The sequence below is a fragment of the Paraburkholderia ultramafica genome, from assembly GCF_902859915.1.
Lineage (GTDB): Bacteria > Pseudomonadota > Gammaproteobacteria > Burkholderiales > Burkholderiaceae > Paraburkholderia > Paraburkholderia ultramafica.
The window spans coordinates 75,042-91,041 of record NZ_CADIKK010000014.1 but is presented as its reverse complement, the minus strand read 5'-3'; the positions used below and the strand labels follow the sequence as shown (position 1 = coordinate 91,041).

The following is a 16,000-nucleotide window of genomic DNA, read 5'->3' as shown; positions in this document are numbered from 1 at the left end:
ACATTGTTTCCGTGCTTGCAACGTCAAGAGGCGTCGATCCGCGCGCAGCGGTCGCGAAACGACGCGGCTCCGCACCGAACGACGAGCTCCCGGCGCGGAGCCCTCGTGCTGCGACGTGCATTTGATGAAGGCCAGGCGATCCACGTAATTTGCGAGCGGACGGCGAATGTATAGGCGCGTTAAGAACCGATACGCTCGAATAACTCGGGGTCTACCTTGTCCGGTCAACGATTCGCGAGTCACGCAACCTCCATGTTCATGAAATGGCAACTCACAATTGCGCGCGTCGAATAACGACGCGCTGTCGCTATACTGAAACCCGCATCTGACACAGCATGTGCCCAGTTTTGCAGTGGATACAGGCTCCGTTATTTACAAAGGATTAGCCATGGCACAAAAATTCACGACCTGGAGCAGATAATCGGACACTGAAGTCATTCACGAGATCGTGCAGCACGCGTTGCGCAGCGCAGCTACGGTATCCACTGCAGGCGGCGCTATAGATGTGCTCGGCGACGCACTGCTCGACGACAGTTGTCGGCTACCCGGCACGCCTGCAAGCGAATGGAACCTGCGCCAAGGAACGCGTTTTGCTGGATTCGCCCGGCGAAAAGCAGTTAGTTCCGCGTGGGGGATAACGTAGAGGTGCGGTCACCGGCGTAACGAGATTCAGCACACCACTGATCGCGGTTCTGCCAGTCCCAGTACCACCTGAAATCATTTGGGTGGCTATCCACTCTCGCTGACTGCCGACAGGGCATGGGGATCTATCTGACCGGGACCGCGATCATCAGGTTCCTGGTTCTGGAGGACATCCCTCATACTTCGGACAACGACCGTTCGAGCGATCGACAGCGGTATTTCTGCAGCACGTAGTCGTTTCAGGATCGCAAATAGCAAATCGCTTCTGGTGTCCACGGCGATTCTTGGGCTGCCGACATAGCCAGTGACAGTCAATGTCATACCGTCAGGCGTCAACTGGCTAAAGATCACCGAAGGCGCGGGGCGATCGAGAACCGATGGGTGATCCAGGTAAGCTTGCAGAAGAACATCGCGCACCTGCTCCGGATCGACGTTCAGCGCAAACGTAAGGGCCAGTGTGACAACGCCCTGCGTTTTGTTTCCCATTGTCACGTTCCGCACATTCTGCGAAATCAGGTGTGAATTTGGAACGATCACCGTTGATCTGTCTGCGAGCTGTATTTCGGTCGCGCGTACACTGATACGCCGAATGTCGCCTTCAATGCCGGTGATACTGATCATGTCGCCTACTTTGACCGGCCGTTCAGCAAGCAATATCAGTCCGGAGATGAAGTTTTTGACGATCTCTTGCAGACCAAAGCCGATGCCCACAGACAATGCGCTGACGATCCACGCCAGGTTATGCCATTTCACGCCGAGTATCGAGAACGTTTGCAGCGCGACGAGGACATAGCCGACATTGGAGAACACCGTCAGCAGCGACGCACGCATACCCGAACTCATTTGCGTCTTGGGCAGAAACTCGGTGTCCAGCCATTTGCGCACGAGCCCAACCAGATACAGGCATACTGCACAGGTGAAGATAGCGCTGAAGATATGGGCGGGAACGATATTGAGCGCATGTAATCGCTCGCCGCCGAGCACGTAGAGAATGCTATCGATCAGATCTCCGGGCGTCGTCCCGAGACCACCCGTAAGCAGTGCGATGACTGCGGCGAGCATCAATGCGCTGCGAAGGACGGCAGACAGAACCGTTGCCACCTGCTCGAGATGGACGTCTTGCAGTCCGAATAGATGCCTGATTGTTTTGCCGCTGGCGTGGCATGGCGAAAACACGCTTTCTGAAACATCATGAGCGAGCTTTGTCAGCAGATAAGCGCCGCTCAGTACGAGGTCGAACCAGACCAGTTCGTAAGTCAGGAACCGCGCAAACGAAACATACCCACAAAGTAGTGCAATCAGAGAAGCGCCGACGGCAAGGCTGACGGCAGCGTGAATAATGCCTGCGAGGGTAGAACGTGCCTCCGGCGATTCTCCGGCAGCGGCGAGCGCAGTGCGTACCCGATTTGCCCGCAAAAGCGACATACCGATGGTCAGCGCGACCACCAACGCCACCGCGCCGCGAGTAAAGAGCGTAATTTGCAGGCTCGTGTCGATTGCCCGGTTGATTTGCTCGACGGCTCCTGAAAACAGCAGCAGTGCGGCCAGTGTCCATGGGAAAGGGCGTAGCGCGCGAGCGACGGGATCTGCGATGGCCGGCAACCGCCATGACGGATGTCGCGTGCAAAGCAATGCCCGGCCGAGAGCAACAACCAGCGCGCAGGTCACGACATGTTTGATGAGTTCGTTGGCGAAGTTCTGCAGCGTAGCAGGCAGCGCCTGCTGGCGGGTCAACGCGAAGTAGAGCAGATCGACAGCACATACGGTGGTCGCCACGGACGCGAACACGGTCGAGATCGCCATCGCGCTACGCCGTAACCGGCCTTCCGGGAGGCGGTGCAGGCAAAAGCGTTCTGATGCCCTGTCAAGAAGCCGCGTGCCAATCGTTGCGATGGCCAGGGCGAACAGCACAAGCAGCGCGGTTGCAACCCGCTGCCCCGTTCGCCATGTCGATTGAATCTGCCTCTGGATCTGCGCATTGAAGTCTCGCAGACGTTGATAGTCAGCCGTGTCGGGATGGAACGCGACCGCCCAGAACGCGGCGCTGACTATGCTGTCGGAACGAAGGGCCAGTTGATCCTTCAGATGGTTGTGCAGCAGTCGGGTGATCTGGGCGCTCAGATTGGCAAGGTTTTCCTTGATGGTTGCTGCTTGCCCGATTTCGGCGTCGAGTTGCAACTGCTCAGCAGCGAGAACGCTGCGCTGTTGGGCGACTGCAGGAGTTTCCGCGGCGGATTCGGAAGCGGGTGCGGCTCCGAGTACGTCGAGTTGTGCATGCGTTTTCGCGCGATCGGGCTCCAGCGACGTGGTTATCAGCCTGTCGACGTCTTCGGCGACGCGCCGGCTCAGTGCATCCAGTTCGAACAACTGCGCATCGCTTGTTGCAGTCGAAGCACGCTGCCGGATCTGGTCCTGCCTGTGTTGAAGTGCATCGAGCATTTGCGATGCCTCGGGGCTGGCACCCGTGGGGCGCGAAGCATCAGCAGGAGCGTCCAGGCTGAAGGGCGGCACCGTCTCCGCGTTGGAGGCAGCGGGAATCAGGCCGAGCATCGTCAGCGCGATAAGCCGAAAAATGACGGCAAGTACCTGTCGCACGGCGCAAAGGTGACGAAGAGTATGCATTTGAGAGCTCTGGCTCACGCGCGGTTCCATAGCAATACGACGGCCGCTAACGCAACGGCATCCCAAAAGCGAATCGTTCCGGTTTGGCTGAACAGTCATCGGGTACATCTCCACGGTAGTTGATGCAGTGTTCGCTGGCATTGCGGCGACTCGCCTACAGCAATCTCGCGGACTGGCCGATAAATGATAATATTATCATTTACGCTTTCTAAGTCAATATTGATTCACAAAGATTGATTCGCGCTGCACCCGCGGTCGCCGGTACGCCGTGCCGTGCGCCGCCGGTCTGATTAGCGGCCAGTTCGCAGGCGGGCAGATGGCTCCGTGCGTCAGGACACTCGTGTGCGCGACGAGGCGTTCGACTTCGAGCAGCGCCTGGCCAGGCACATCGATAGCCCCATTTGCGGTAAAGGCCACAGCAGCGCTGCGCAACGCGTACTGAACGATCTCGTGAATGACTTCCGTATTCGATGGTCCGATCTGGAACGTGAGTTGTTGCTCAATAAGTAATCCTGCGTAAATGAAGAAGTCCGTGGCAGACGGATGCAGTATAAGCAAAGCGGCCCGCGATTCGACGCGCGCAATTATTAGTTGCAACATGATCTCGCTCGCGTAACGAGCGGCGGACAGCGCTCGAGCGGGTGTGCTGCGCGTCATTGAGATGGTCCGCACTGCCCCGCCGCCGGAGACACTAAAGAAGCGCGCACCGCTTCAGCGCCGTTCGGCTGCAACCTTGCAGCGACGGCAACTATCCATTGCCTCGGGGATGCTTGTAAGCAGCTGGTAATCGACTAAACTGGTCCTCAACGAACTGGCAAGCAGCACTTGAGACCTCGCCAGACCGTTGTTCCACAAACACCGCGTCTCCTGCGTACGACGCTTGATATGGAGTCTGATCATGAAAAAGTCGAAGGCCTTCATCCCCGTTCCTGTTGTGGCATCGATCTTGTCCTTCTCTACCGCCACGTTTGCTAACAGCAATGGTCCGCTAACGCATGAGCAAGCGCTTGCGCAACCGGTTCAGCGTCAAACGGTCGGCTACCACGACCGCACGAGCGTCGATACGCGACATGCAATGGACTTTCAGGCGGTATTGGCCCGCGTGGAGGCTCAACGACAAGCGTTCAACAACTACGGCGGGGTGACAAGTTCGTCGGCTTTCGCTCCGCCAGACGACGTAGTGTCGGATAAACCCGTCGACTTCAGTACCGCAACGGCATCCTGGCGCCACGACACCACTTTGTCCGCGCGTTGATACAGCCAGCGGCTGCTAATCGCATCAAAGTCAATACAACCAACTGTAGATAACCGAAATGAAAACAACCTTACTCGCACTATTCGCATTCCTTACTAGCACGTCCGTGCTAGCGCAAAGCAATCTGCCGCAACAATTGTCGTCCCAGCAACAAGCATCCGCCGGCCAACCCTCCACGCGGCAGCTCTCACAGGGTGGGCCGCAGCTTCCGCAGCTTCCGCAGCTTCCGTCACAAGAGTCGACGCAGCTTCCGACGCAAGTGTCGACGCAAATCCCGACCCAGCTCCCGAAATAACCCCTGTGGCTGTGCAACGCCGCGCAGTGATATCGGGGAGACCGGTAATTGTCGCGGCTACTGCGTTTTAGTCATCGACGCCCACTACGCCTCACCAAACCAAACTAGTCGCTACCAAAAATGAAAAAGATTCTGATCGCCGCTGCATTCGTTTTCAGTTCCGTCGCCTTCGCAAACGACGTCCAGGTACCTAAGGTTTACCACGAGATCGCGACGGCCCCAGCCGCTCCGCGTGAAAGTGAGATCGCTTCGCTGTTCGACCGCTGGAATGCCGCGCTTGCAACTGGCGACGCCGATACCGTTACAAAGTTGTACGCGCCCAATGCCGTGCTCGAACCCACGGTATCTAACGAGGTTCGCACAACTACGGACGGTATCAGAGACTACTTTGTCAAGTTTCTGAAAATGAAGCCGCAGGGGACAATCAACGTCCGCGAGATCCGTTTGCTAGGCGACAGCGCCGCGCTGGACACGGGTGTGTACACGTTCGATCTGATCAAAAATGGAACGCATCAAAAGGTGCAGGCGCGCTATACCTACGTGTACCAAAAGGTCGATGGTAATTGGAAGATCCTCAATCACCACTCGTCGATGATGCCGCAGTAAGGACATGTGATGTGTAAGCGTTCGATAATGTAGGGACGAGTCGCTTACACTTCGGCTCGCGAAGACCGTCGACGACTACGACGCGCTACTACCCGGAAAGATGCCTGTCAATCTCCGCTGATCACCGTCGCTATCACAATCCACGCGCACTCGGAAGTGACTCCCAGAGACGTCGATGAATGACCGCATACGAACAAACCACAACTGGCGCACCTTCGCGCATTCGCATCACCGACGCATTGCGGAGCCGCTTCGTCGAACATAGCCCGGATGGCTACGTCGTGGTGCCCACGCAACCACCGCGAAGGCGGCCTTCTCACGACATGGCAGTAGCGTCTGAGGGCCACTCTGGCAAATATCTCGCCCCAGGACGTGTTTCGTTAGTTGTATCTTTTGGCACGCGTCGTCCGGAAAACGTTGTTTATATGCGGCAGTAATGCGTCGCCACCTGACGAGCAGCGGCGGAAGCTTCCATGCCCTGTTCGAAAAACTCTGCGGTATGGTCGATAAACGCCCTAACCTTCGCGGGCAACAGTGCGCGTCCAATGTATGCCAGGCGGACCTCTGCCGCCGTATCGGCGATCTCGAAGTCTTCCAGCAGGCGAACGAGCCTTCCGGCCTTTATGTCCTGCTCAACAAGGGCGACTGGAAGCAGGCCAACACCAAATCCTTCGAGTACGATATCGCGATTGAATATGGGGTTATTCGAAGCAATCTCGTAGTTGATCGGAACCGCGACGTTTTCGTGATCCATTCGAAAGGTGACAAATGGCTTGTGCATCGAAGGAGGGACAGTGACGAACACATGGTCGGCGAGGTCATCCGGATGCCGAGGCCGAGGACGCCTGCCCAGATAGGCTTCCGTTGTGACAACAACCAGTGGCAATCGCTGGAGAAGCCGCGTCACAGCCAGATCCGTCGCCAGCATGAAAGGCAGGACGATACCCAGATCGTAACCATCAGCCGTCAGATCGACGGGCCGCTCGGTCAATGTGATGTCCAGGGTGACGTTCGGATGCTCGCGTTTGAAGGACGCAATCAGCGGTGCGAGCCACGTCAACGCCGCGGTCGTGTGTGCGACCAGTCGCAGTACGCCCGTCGGCAGTCGACCGTCGCCCGCCGCGCTGGCTTCCAGGCAGTCGAGATCGTCGAGGATGCGGCAACAACCAATGTAAAAGCGCTCCGCGGCTTCCGTCAGAGAAAACTGCCGCGTAGAGCGATGAAATAGCCTTGTCCTCAGGCGCTCTTCGAGCGATGCGATCGCCCGCGAAACGACTGATGCCGAGAGACCCATCATTTCACCAGCTCGTCTGAAATTCCGGACTTCGACAATTGTGCGGAATAGGCGCAAGCTCTCGATATATTCCATCGTTTAACGTCCCGTCTGCTATCTGACAACTTGTGTAGATACTGTGTGGATATCATTCATTAGTGGACCTGTGCTGGACCGCACGCCGTATGCGTCGTTGCAGGTAGCCGCCAGGACGCTGCGGGCCGCCCCGACCAGGACTGCATATCGGCAGCAAGGCGTGCAAAATCGCCCGCCGCCGGGGAAGCAGGAAATGCGTCGACGACACAACGCGATAGCTCGACCGCTTGCGCGATACTCGGATCAGCTGAGATGCAGCCCGCATTCAGAACCGAGACAGCCAGATAATCGCGGGCGATGCCTGCGAGGCTCTCCAGCACAGCATGAGTATCCGCTTCACCATCAAGCAGATTTACAATGAGGCGGAATTCCGCGATGCCCTGTGCGAGACGCAGGCGCTTCATGCGAACGTAGGCGTCTGCTACTGCGTCGGCCGACAGGTGCATGACGACGACGACGTCGTGTGCTTGCAACGCAAGTTGCGAAAGCGCGCCGTTGCCGTCAAGTGCGGCATCAATCAGCACGATGTCCGGAGTGCTCTCGAGTGCCACGTGACCAGGGAAGTTTTCGTCGTCGGTATAACCGGCGCCCGTCGCGGCGAACTGCCGCCGCCGACTGCCAACCGCCAGCACGCGCGGCAGTGTGCCATGTATCGCGGGACCGAACACACCTGCGGCGCGAATGGCGCCGAGCATCGCGCTCGCCGATCGCTCACCAGGACGTTCGTCCACCACGAGCACGTCCATACCCTGTCTGGTCAGCGCTATCGCGAGATTGACAACGGCAGCCGTGCGGCCGCCCCCCTCCGAGCAGCCTGTGACAGCGATGACACGCGCAGCACTTTCGGCGAGCAACTGGCGCAACACGAGCGCCTGACCCAAGACGAGATCCTTCACTGATACCCCACGTATCGAGACCTGCGTACACTTCACGAGTAGCGATGGCGATCCGCCGCGCCGTCATTCGTGACGCGCCGACTCACCAATCGGACGCTTCATCCACCCATGAATTGTACGATTTTTTGTCATTCATGAGATATAGATCGTACATGATTTTAATGTCAGTTATGAGTCGAGACTACGAAAACGGGCATGAACGACGGGGCCGCCGCCCCGCTCATCGGGCCATGTCTCGGACATCGGGAATTGCAATGTGGTGCGCTGTCTGAAAATGGCAGGCGCGTAAAGCCTGGCTGCCTGCAGCGAGGCTTTACGCACCCGCGCCTTTCGGGTTCTGACGAACGAAGGCGAGCACGATATAGCGGCGCGTCGCCCAGGCGGTTGCCGCTTGAGCTTCATCGTGCCATGCCCTGGTCGCGGATCTTGTCCGCGCACGCGGTGACCATCGGACGTCCGGGAACTCAGTCGGGCACGTCCGCGCGATGTTCGTCGCGGAGTTTTTCTTCCGGCTGTCGCCACAATACGGACGAAAGAAATCCGGCAAGGACTGTCTGAATCACCTTGTCGCTCACCATCTGCGGATAGCGCATTCTGAGGAACTGCACACCATCGCACAGGCTCACCAAGCCAACCGCAAAAGCGTCAGCCTGCAAGGGCGACGGCCTTTCATTGCGCTTCGAAAACATGCGGACGTACGCGCTGACCTGGCCGAGCCTTTGGTGCTGGAAAGCATTAATGCTCTCCTGAAACCCCGTGTCTCGGCACGCGAGTAGCGTGGCCTCCAGCCAAAGTGGAAAGCATTCGTGTTCCAGAAAATGTTGGCTGTAGTACACGATGGCCCGCTCTTTCATTTCCTCGGGCGTGCCGCTCTCTTTCATGATCTCCTGAAGATTCGCCCGCGCCCTTTCGTCGTCCCGGCGCAACAACTCGATCAGCAGTTCCGGTTTGCCGCCGAAATTTGAGTAGAACGCGCCGCGCGTATAGCCAGCCGCCTCAGCAATGTCCTCCACGCTTGTTGCGGCCAAGCCCTTTTTAACGAACATCTTCCGCGCTGCCTCAAGCAGGCATTCTCGCGTCTGCTCTCTGCGCTGTGCGCGTGTCAGGCGTTCTTTTTTCATGGCATAGCGTACTGGTCAGGCCGGATCTGCAGTGCCGCCAGATAGGCGCGATTGTCAGATGACGGCTTTCGCGATGATTCAGCCGACAACGGATCTGGCCGTTTCACGGTCCTATAGTGACATTAAACTCAATAATGATTTATATGTCAATCATGGCGACAGGTACTCGACTGATGTGAGCGGGAGATCTTTTGTTAGACCGGCTCTCGGGTGCTGCTTACGACATCAAATTCATCGATGATGGTTTTGTCAAAATAGACACTTGCATCTATACTTTAGATATGATCAAACTTGGACCCATCATGCCGAACACTACGAATCGCCGGACAGCAAAGCGTCCTACCCGTGCGGCGCCAATCGCCCCGGCTGCCGTTCCCGAAGAACGCGAACCGCGCGGTGCGCGCCGCAAGCGCGAGACGCGTGTCCGCCTGCTCGACGCTGCGCTCAGGCTGATGGCCGAAAAGGGCATGGAGGGCGTGGCGATCAATGAAATCACTGAAGCCGCCGATGTCGGCTTTGGCTCCTTCTACAATCACTTCGAATCCAAGGAGGCGATTTATGCGACGCTTGTCGACAATGTGTTCGAGGAGTTCGCGGACATGCTGGATCGCCTCGCCGGTGACCTTTCCGATCCGGCCGAGGTAATCGCCGTCTCCGTGCGTCGTACAATCCTTCGTGCGCGGCACGACCCTGTATGGGGACGTTTCCTGATACGTGAAGGATTTTCAGCGCGTGCGATGAGCCGCGGGCTGGGCCAGCGGCTGCTGCGCGACATCGGTAACGGTATTGTCGCGAAGCGCTTCGTGGTCGCCGACCCATACATCGGATTTCTTGCGGTGGGCGGCACGGTTCTCTCTGCAATTGCCACCGAACTGAACTACGTCGCTCCGGGCGCACCCGCGGCAGGTGCACTCGAGGAGCTTGGCTTTAGCGGGGAGCACATCCCTGAGCGTACGGCAGCGGTGCTGCTGCAGACACTCGGGCTCAAGCGCGCGGAGGCGGAGAAAATTGCAGCGCGCCCGCTGCCGGTCCTGGAGGAGACCGTCGAACCGAATTGAGGTCGGATAATGGTGATGGCACCATCCTCGCCGTCACCGGCCCGCGATGATGCAGCAACGCGCTCCCCGTCCTGTTGGCACAGGACATCCCGCTTCCGGAGTGTACGTGTGATACCCGCATCGGTTGGCACTGCGATGCGCCGCCGAATGACCCGGTCGCCGGTTGGCCGTTTACTTCAAGCGCCCGCCAAGGCAAGGACGCAGCCAATCAGCTCCCGGTCCCGGTTGTCCAGCACTTCCCTGTGAAACATCGAAAGATCGCTAAGCGCAGCGGATACGGTCTTTATCGGCTGACGTGCCGCGGGGGAAAAGGGCCATACATGCAGCAGGTAGCGCAAGGCAGTGAGCTCGCGGCGCTCACACCAGCGATCGAAGAGCGCGATACAGAGCTCATCGACCTGCTTACGCAAGCGAGGATCGTCGCTCCCGCTGCTGTCGCCAGACCCGGCCCGGACAAGAGAAAACGTAGGCGCATACCTTCGGTTTGGAATTCGTTCCATTCTGTTCTTGCTCCATTCGGCTTAACGCTTGTTCGCAAACGGCGCATCAGGCTCTGCTGTCAGGCAGACGCCGTGTTAGCTTCATCAACAACCCGACAGCTATCCTGATCGCGCCGCAGACGTGGGCGCTATGGCGCGGCGCCGTATGCCCGGGTGGTGCCTGACTGTCAAACGGTTTCGGCGTCGAATGCAGGCCGGTTTGTCAGAGATCTTCACTTCACACAATCCCGCAAAGCGCGATCTGACGACTTTGCTCATTGCGCCTCGTCCAGAACTGGTGCATCAATTCCTCTTTCAGATCCACTCACCAGGGCCGGGCATGACAACGTCGCTTTCCGCTTCCTGCCGGTCGTCCCGGCGAGCCGGGTCGGGCGCACCGTCGATGTCCCTGTGAATCCCCGGAGCCCCTCAGCAATTTGCGCCGCGATACCTTCTATTGCCCGTCGATGGCCATCCACGATGGCATAGTAGCCCGCCGACACGGGCCGACTGACTATGCTGTGGCACGTCAACGTTTCCGGTCCGTTCAACGCTCGTACGCTCCATACGGCGTCAATTAGCGCGTGCGAACCTGGCCACGATTCGAAGCGCTGCACGTCGACGGAAACCTGGTACACGGGAACGTCCCCAGCCTCTCCCATCGCGTGCCCGCCAGGCGCGCCGGCCTGCCGGGTCACGTCAGCGAGCAGCGCATTGCGGATCTCATCAGCAAGTGGCGACGCCCAGCGATCATCCTCCAGTATCTTCACCTGTGCCGCATTCACCTGTACGACAAGCTGGCTCTTCGCCACAGCAGCAGGCACCCTCACCGTGCGCATGTCAATCAGAAAGGCCGGGCTTGTCGTACGGTTTGCAATCGTCGCTTCGCTGTTTGTGCCAAGTGTATAGAAGCGGGTTGGCTGCGAAGCACACGCTGTCAGAACGACCAGACCGATGCCTGTCACCGTCCGTACTATCGTGCGCCACGAGCGGGATTCAGTCACCATCACGGCCTGTCTCCTTTCTTGCCGAACAGCAGCGCCTGGGGATGACGTTCCACATAATCGGCGAGCGCATTGAGGGATTGCAGGGTGCGCGTCAGCTCCTGCATCGAATCCTGGATGTCCGACTGCAGGGGCGCGGCTTGCCGGAGCGTCGACTCGGCGGTGCTGAACGCCTTCTGCGCGGCAGCCAGCGTGTCGCGTGCCTGCGGCACGACCTCTGTGTCCAGGTGTCCGAACAGCGTGTTGGCGTTTTCCAGTGCGCCATTCAGGTTGGCTCCAATCTTGTCGAACGGCACCTGATTCAGTTTCCTTGCAATATCCGCGACCTGCACCTGAAGTTCATCGAGCGTGTTGGGCACGGTCGGCAGTTCAATCGGGTTTCTGCGGACGTCGACTGTCGCCCGAGGCGCTTTCGGGAACATGTCAAGCGCCACATAGAGCTGCCCGGTCAGCAGGCTTCCGGTTCGCAACTGGCCGCGCAGCCCTTCCATCACGAGGTGTTGCAGCAACTCGTGCCCACCCGGTGTGTCAGGAGCGGGCAGCGCCTCGCTGGAGCGCCGGCTCAGCCGGTCTGGATAAAGCGCCATCGATACCTTCATGCTGAAACTCTTCTCCTTTTCGTTGTACTCGATACCAATGTCGGTCACTTGCCCCAGCGCGATCCCACGAAGGTCGACGGGCGCGCCAACAGACAGTCCACGCAACGACTGGTTGAAGCGCATCACCACATTGAGCGGCTGGCCGTCAGGCTCGCGCATCGCGTCCGACTCGTCCGATGCGAGCCGGAACGTGGCCTTGTCAGCGGCCGGTTGTCCAGCGTCCTGGCCCGGCGGCGACTGGAACGCCAGGCCTCCGACGACCACGGTCGCCAGAGATTGTGTATTCAGCTTCAGTCCACTGGAATCGAGACGAAGGTCAACGCCGCTTGCATGCCACCACCGTGTATTGGTCCCGACGTACTGGTCAAATGGGGCATTGACAAACACATTGACAATGACACCGGCGCCGTGAGGATCGAGGGAAAAGCCAACCACCTGGCCCACCTGGATGCGATGGTAGAAAATGGGGGCGCCGATATCGACCGAGCCCAATGAGTCGCCTCGCAACGTGTACTGATGTCCCGGCTGGCCGGTAGTGACGATGGGCGGACTTTCGAGGCCGACAAACGCGGTTTGCCTTTCCGGCGATCGTCCGATGTCAACGCCGATGTATGCGCCGGAAAGCAACGTACCCAGCCCCGAAATGCCATTAGCGCCGACACGCGGACGAACGACCCAGAAGCGCGAGCCTCGGGTGGCGAATTTTTCAGCCTCCCTTGTCAGCTGGATGTTGACGATGACATGCCGGAGATCCTTTGACAGCGTAATGGCCTGTACGGAGCCGATTTCGACATCCCTGTATTTGACCTTCGTCTTGCCGGCCTCCATGCCCTCTGCATTGCTGAATGTGACCGTCACCGTCGGTCCCTTTTCGGTAATGGAATTGACGACCAGCACAACGCCGATCAACGCGGAGATCAGCGGGACTAGCCAGATGAGGGAAGGAATCCAGCGCTTTCGCGGCTTGAATTCAGGGCTGGGCGGATTGGGAAGAGGCATCGGTCGAAGACTTTTTCACAAAATGACGTTATTGGGTACGGCGGGTGCCACGAAAGCTGCGCTCATTCATCGTCGCGAACGACACGCCGTTCGGCATGGGTGTTGTCCCAGATCAGCCGTGGATCGAACTGATGCGACGCAAGCATGGTAAGGATCACCACCGCTCCGAAAGCGAGCGCGCCCGGACCCGCAGTGATGACGGCAAACGAGCCGAAATGCACCAGCGTGACCGTCAGTGCCACAACAAAGACGTCCAGCATCGACCATCGGCCTACGCGTTCGACCACCCGGTGCAACCTTGCGCGTTCAAGTGGCTGCCAGGTGGACCCACGGATGGCGGCCACGGTCTGCAACGTGAGAACGGCGAGTTTGAGCATCGGCACCAGGACGCTGGCAATGAAAATGATCGCAGCCAGCGGCCAGTCGCCTGATGTCCAGAAGTACGCGACACCGCTAAGGATGGTGTCGTCCTCGGAGCGGCCCAACGATGACGCGTGCATGATGGGAAGAAGATTCGCCGGAATGTAGGCAAGCGCGGCTGCAAGAAGCAGACTGCAGGTCCTCATCACGCTATCCGGACGGCGCTCGTGGAGCGCGGATTTGCATCGCAGGCAGCACTGGTGTGGCTGATGCCCGATACGCGTCTGGAGAAGGCCACACGTATGACAGGCTATCAGTCCTGCCTGTTTTGCCGTGATATGAGCCGTTGAACCGGTGTTCTGCTCGGGGGACAACTCATCCGGTGCGGCGCGCGCACAACTCTGTCGCGCCCAACGAACACCGCCCGTTCGACGAAGGCCTGTTTTGTCAACCGCCTCCCAGAGCCCGCCAAGGTCGGTTGCAGCAAGAATGCCCAGCATGACGGTCAGCGCCGCGAATGCAAACAGTCCTGTCCCTGGGATGACCTGGGCTATGCTGACCATTTTCACGATCGTGACGAGCACGCCCAGCATGAACACCTCGACCATGCCCCATGGCCGAACATGCTGCACGACGCGGACAATTCCGTTGAAGTGAGGAGGTCGCTTGCCCACGCAAAGTGGGATCAGCACATATGCACAGGCGACAAGCTCGATCAGCGGGAACAGAATGGACGAACAGAAGACCATCATCGCGACGAGCCGCATATCGCCTGTCCACAACGACCGCACGGCGCCGAACAATGTGGCCTCCGACGTCATACCGTTGGCCTGCAGCTGTACGACAGGGAAAGCCTGCGCCAGACAGAAGGTAATCAACGACGCAACGGTGACGGCGCACATGGCATCTGGCGACAGGCCAACGCCATGTATCCCTTTCAGCCTCGCACCGCATCGCGAACAACGCGCCACCAGCCCGTTCGCACGCGTAGGCCTGCGGAAAAGCCGATCGCATTCGTGGCAGGCAATCAGTTGCTGATACTCCGTACTGGGAACCGACCAGGATGAAGATCCAGTACTATTCGACGCAGGTAATACGCCGTTTCCACGTTCCTGTTCGCCGGGCACGTTTGTCATATGGATATCAAATACCTACGTGGCACGAGCCACGACTCTCGAGGGAGAGCGCCCGGATTCGCCGGCTCGCTCTCCCCCGCCCCATCGGCCCGCAATCATTGTGTTGACGTTGCCCGCGGCTGACCGCCCGGCATTTCACCCATCGCCTGGAACAGCGCAGCCGTATCACTCATGCGTTGGCTCGTTGCGCGCACGGCACCGACCTGCGCATTGAGAAATCGCTGCTCGCTGGCATGCTGCGCGGTTGAAGGCAGGGAGCCCAGCTGGCGGCGCGACGCCGTATCATCGAATGCCGCGCGCGCTGCCTGTGCCCCTGCTTCCGTCGATGCGACTGTCTGCGCGTCGTTATCCAATGCGGCCAACGAGTCCGCGACGTCCTGGAACGCCGACAGCACCGTCGACTTGTAATGCAGAACCGCCGCATCGTAAGCATCGATCGAGGCCCGGCGTTGCGCGAACAGAGCACCGCCATGGAAGATCGGCTGCGACAGGCCCGCACCGATAGCCCACAGCGCACCCGCTCCCGAGAGGACCGTCGGCCAGCTAAAGCCGCCGCGGCCCATCGAGGCCGTCAGTGACAAACTCGGATAGAGCTGCGCGGTTGCAGCCCCAACATCAGCGGCAGCGGCCTTCAAGGCGGCGTCGGCTGCCTCAATGTCGGGGCGCGAACGCAGGAGGTCCGACGGGACCGCGACGGGGACATGCTCGGGCAACGACAGGCTGTCGAAGTCAGGAACGGTCGGCACGTTATCGGGTGTGCGGCCCATCAGCACCGCCAGCGCGTGGATGGCGCGGGCGCGCTGCTGACGTAAAGCCGGCAGCGTAGCCGCCACCGAAGCAGCGTCCTGCGTCGACGCGGCCGCCTGCGCGCGCGAGACTGACCCGAGCGCGTACCGCTGCTGGTCCTCGTTTGCAGCCTCGTTGGCCACGGCGACGAGCCGCTCGGTGAGCGCGATCTGGCGATCGAGTGCCGCCACATTGATCGCCGTGCCGACGATGTTTGCGGCGAGTGCGCGCCGGGCCGCTTCCAGCTCATACGCCTGCACGTTCACGCGAGCGGCGCTCGCCGAGTTCGCGTAACGCGTCTGGCCGAAGAGGTCGAACGTGTAGTGCGCCACAAACTGCCCGGCGAAAAAGTTGTATTGCACCTGCTCTGGGCCGAGCCCGGGCACGACGGGTGAGCGCGCGCGTTCGACCTGAGCGACGCCGTCGACCGAGGGCAGCGTGGATGCGCCAACCTGCGCGCGCAGTTCCTCTTGCGCGGCCGCAAGCGTTCGCTGCGTGGCCGCAAGCGTCGGGCTGTTGCGCAAGCCTTCCTCGACGAGCGCATCCAGCGCGTCGGACCGGTAAAGCCGCCACCATTGCGGCACCGACGTGGCGCCGATATCGAACTGCTGCGCAACACCGGCCGCCGAAACAGTCTTCGAGGGCTGCGCCTGTGCGCCGTAATGCTCGGGCGAAGGCATCGCCGGCGGCTCGCCGCTGGGGCCGAACGAGCAGGCCGTCATTGCCAGTGCCGCAGCCACGGCAAGAACGGATGTCTTATATGCGAGGCTCAT

Annotated in this window: 13 protein-coding genes; 3 read left to right on the top strand and 10 right to left on the bottom strand. The window is 59.6% G+C overall.

Annotation, left to right across the window (positions count from 1 at the left end; translation table 11 throughout):
• Positions 1-729: 729 nt before the first annotated feature.
• Together HV744_RS16465 and HV744_RS37305 are read right to left on the bottom strand one after the other, a co-directional pair.
• Complete coding sequence (locus HV744_RS16465; protein ID WP_425497744.1) at positions 730-3,264, bottom strand: DUF3772 domain-containing protein; 2,535 nt, start codon at positions 3,262-3,264, stop codon at positions 730-732.
• A gap of 213 nt (positions 3,265-3,477) precedes the next feature.
• The gene (locus HV744_RS37305; RefSeq protein WP_246279063.1) at positions 3,478-3,921 is read right to left on the bottom strand and encodes a hypothetical protein; all 444 of its coding nucleotides are present in this window, start codon (positions 3,919-3,921) and stop codon (positions 3,478-3,480) included.
• Positions 3,922-4,162: 241 nt separating this feature from the next.
• Here HV744_RS37305 and HV744_RS16455 point away from each other — a divergent pair, with 241 nt between their 5' ends.
• Positions 4,163-4,519: a hypothetical protein gene (locus HV744_RS16455; RefSeq protein ID WP_175150540.1), complete on the top strand. Its 357-nt coding sequence runs from the start codon at positions 4,163-4,165 to the stop codon at positions 4,517-4,519.
• 415 nt (positions 4,520-4,934) lie between these two features.
• The gene (locus tag HV744_RS16450) at positions 4,935-5,420 is read left to right on the top strand and encodes an SgcJ/EcaC family oxidoreductase (RefSeq protein ID WP_175150539.1); all 486 of its coding nucleotides are present in this window, start codon (positions 4,935-4,937) and stop codon (positions 5,418-5,420) included.
• A gap of 421 nt (positions 5,421-5,841) precedes the next feature.
• Here the strand turns inward: HV744_RS16450 and HV744_RS16445 are convergent, their stop codons facing one another.
• The 3 genes from HV744_RS16445 to HV744_RS16435 form a co-directional block, all read right to left on the bottom strand.
• On the bottom strand, positions 5,842-6,789 hold the full coding sequence (locus HV744_RS16445; RefSeq protein ID WP_175150538.1) for a LysR family transcriptional regulator: 948 nt from the start codon (positions 6,787-6,789) through the stop codon (positions 5,842-5,844).
• Between the two features lie 59 nt (positions 6,790-6,848).
• On the bottom strand, positions 6,849-7,685 hold the full coding sequence (locus HV744_RS16440) for a P-loop NTPase family protein (RefSeq protein WP_175150537.1): 837 nt from the start codon (positions 7,683-7,685) through the stop codon (positions 6,849-6,851).
• 464 nt (positions 7,686-8,149) lie between these two features.
• Positions 8,150-8,806: a TetR/AcrR family transcriptional regulator gene (locus HV744_RS16435; RefSeq protein ID WP_175150536.1), complete on the bottom strand. Its 657-nt coding sequence runs from the start codon at positions 8,804-8,806 to the stop codon at positions 8,150-8,152.
• A 302-nt stretch (positions 8,807-9,108) separates the two neighbouring features.
• On the opposite strand from HV744_RS16435, the gene HV744_RS16430 reads away from it, so the two are divergent.
• A complete protein-coding gene (locus HV744_RS16430; RefSeq protein WP_175150633.1) occupies positions 9,109-9,864 on the top strand; it encodes a TetR/AcrR family transcriptional regulator in 756 nt (251 codons plus the stop codon).
• A gap of 176 nt (positions 9,865-10,040) precedes the next feature.
• Here the strand turns inward: HV744_RS16430 and HV744_RS16425 are convergent, their stop codons facing one another.
• From HV744_RS16425 to HV744_RS16405, 5 genes are all read right to left on the bottom strand, one after another.
• Complete coding sequence (locus tag HV744_RS16425) at positions 10,041-10,274, bottom strand: hypothetical protein (protein ID WP_246279062.1); 234 nt, start codon at positions 10,272-10,274, stop codon at positions 10,041-10,043.
• A 344-nt stretch (positions 10,275-10,618) separates the two neighbouring features.
• Entirely contained in the window at positions 10,619-11,350 is a 732-nt protein-coding gene (locus HV744_RS16420; protein ID WP_246279069.1) for a PqiC family protein, read from the bottom strand.
• Positions 11,350-12,945 (bottom strand): PqiB family protein, encoded by a 1,596-nt coding sequence (locus HV744_RS16415; protein WP_175150533.1) that lies wholly within the window; start codon positions 12,943-12,945, stop codon positions 11,350-11,352. The genes HV744_RS16420 and HV744_RS16415 overlap by 1 nt, the downstream gene beginning before the upstream one ends.
• A 62-nt stretch (positions 12,946-13,007) precedes the next feature.
• On the bottom strand, positions 13,008-14,336 hold the full coding sequence (locus tag HV744_RS16410) for a paraquat-inducible protein A (RefSeq protein ID WP_246279068.1): 1,329 nt from the start codon (positions 14,334-14,336) through the stop codon (positions 13,008-13,010).
• A 200-nt stretch (positions 14,337-14,536) separates the two neighbouring features.
• Positions 14,537-16,000 (bottom strand): efflux transporter outer membrane subunit, encoded by a 1,464-nt coding sequence (locus tag HV744_RS16405; protein ID WP_175150531.1) that lies wholly within the window; start codon positions 15,998-16,000, stop codon positions 14,537-14,539.

What these genes read in the sequence shown, in the direction of transcription:
- HV744_RS16450 (WP_175150539.1), top strand. Translation starts at nt 4,935, where the DNA reads ATGAAAAAGATTCTGATCGCCGCTGCATTCGTTTTCAGTTCCGTCGCC.
- HV744_RS16455 (WP_175150540.1), top strand. Translation starts at nt 4,163, where the DNA reads ATGAAAAAGTCGAAGGCCTTCATCCCCGTTCCTGTTGTGGCATCGATC.
- HV744_RS16420 (WP_246279069.1), bottom strand. Translation starts at nt 11,350, where the DNA reads ATGGTGACTGAATCCCGCTCGTGGCGCACGATAGTACGGACGGTGACA.
- HV744_RS16465 (WP_425497744.1), bottom strand. Translation starts at nt 3,264, where the DNA reads ATGCATACTCTTCGTCACCTTTGCGCCGTGCGACAGGTACTTGCCGTC.
- HV744_RS16405 (WP_175150531.1), bottom strand. Translation starts at nt 16,000, where the DNA reads ATGAGCCTCGCATATAAGACATCCGTTCTTGCCGTGGCTGCGGCACTG.
- HV744_RS16415 (WP_175150533.1), bottom strand. Translation starts at nt 12,945, where the DNA reads ATGCCTCTTCCCAATCCGCCCAGCCCTGAATTCAAGCCGCGAAAGCGC.
- HV744_RS16445 (WP_175150538.1), bottom strand. Translation starts at nt 6,789, where the DNA reads ATGGAATATATCGAGAGCTTGCGCCTATTCCGCACAATTGTCGAAGTC.
- HV744_RS16435 (WP_175150536.1), bottom strand. Translation starts at nt 8,806, where the DNA reads ATGAAAAAAGAACGCCTGACACGCGCACAGCGCAGAGAGCAGACGCGA.
- HV744_RS16430 (WP_175150633.1), top strand. Translation starts at nt 9,109, where the DNA reads ATGCCGAACACTACGAATCGCCGGACAGCAAAGCGTCCTACCCGTGCG.
- HV744_RS37305 (WP_246279063.1), bottom strand. Translation starts at nt 3,921, where the DNA reads ATGACGCGCAGCACACCCGCTCGAGCGCTGTCCGCCGCTCGTTACGCG.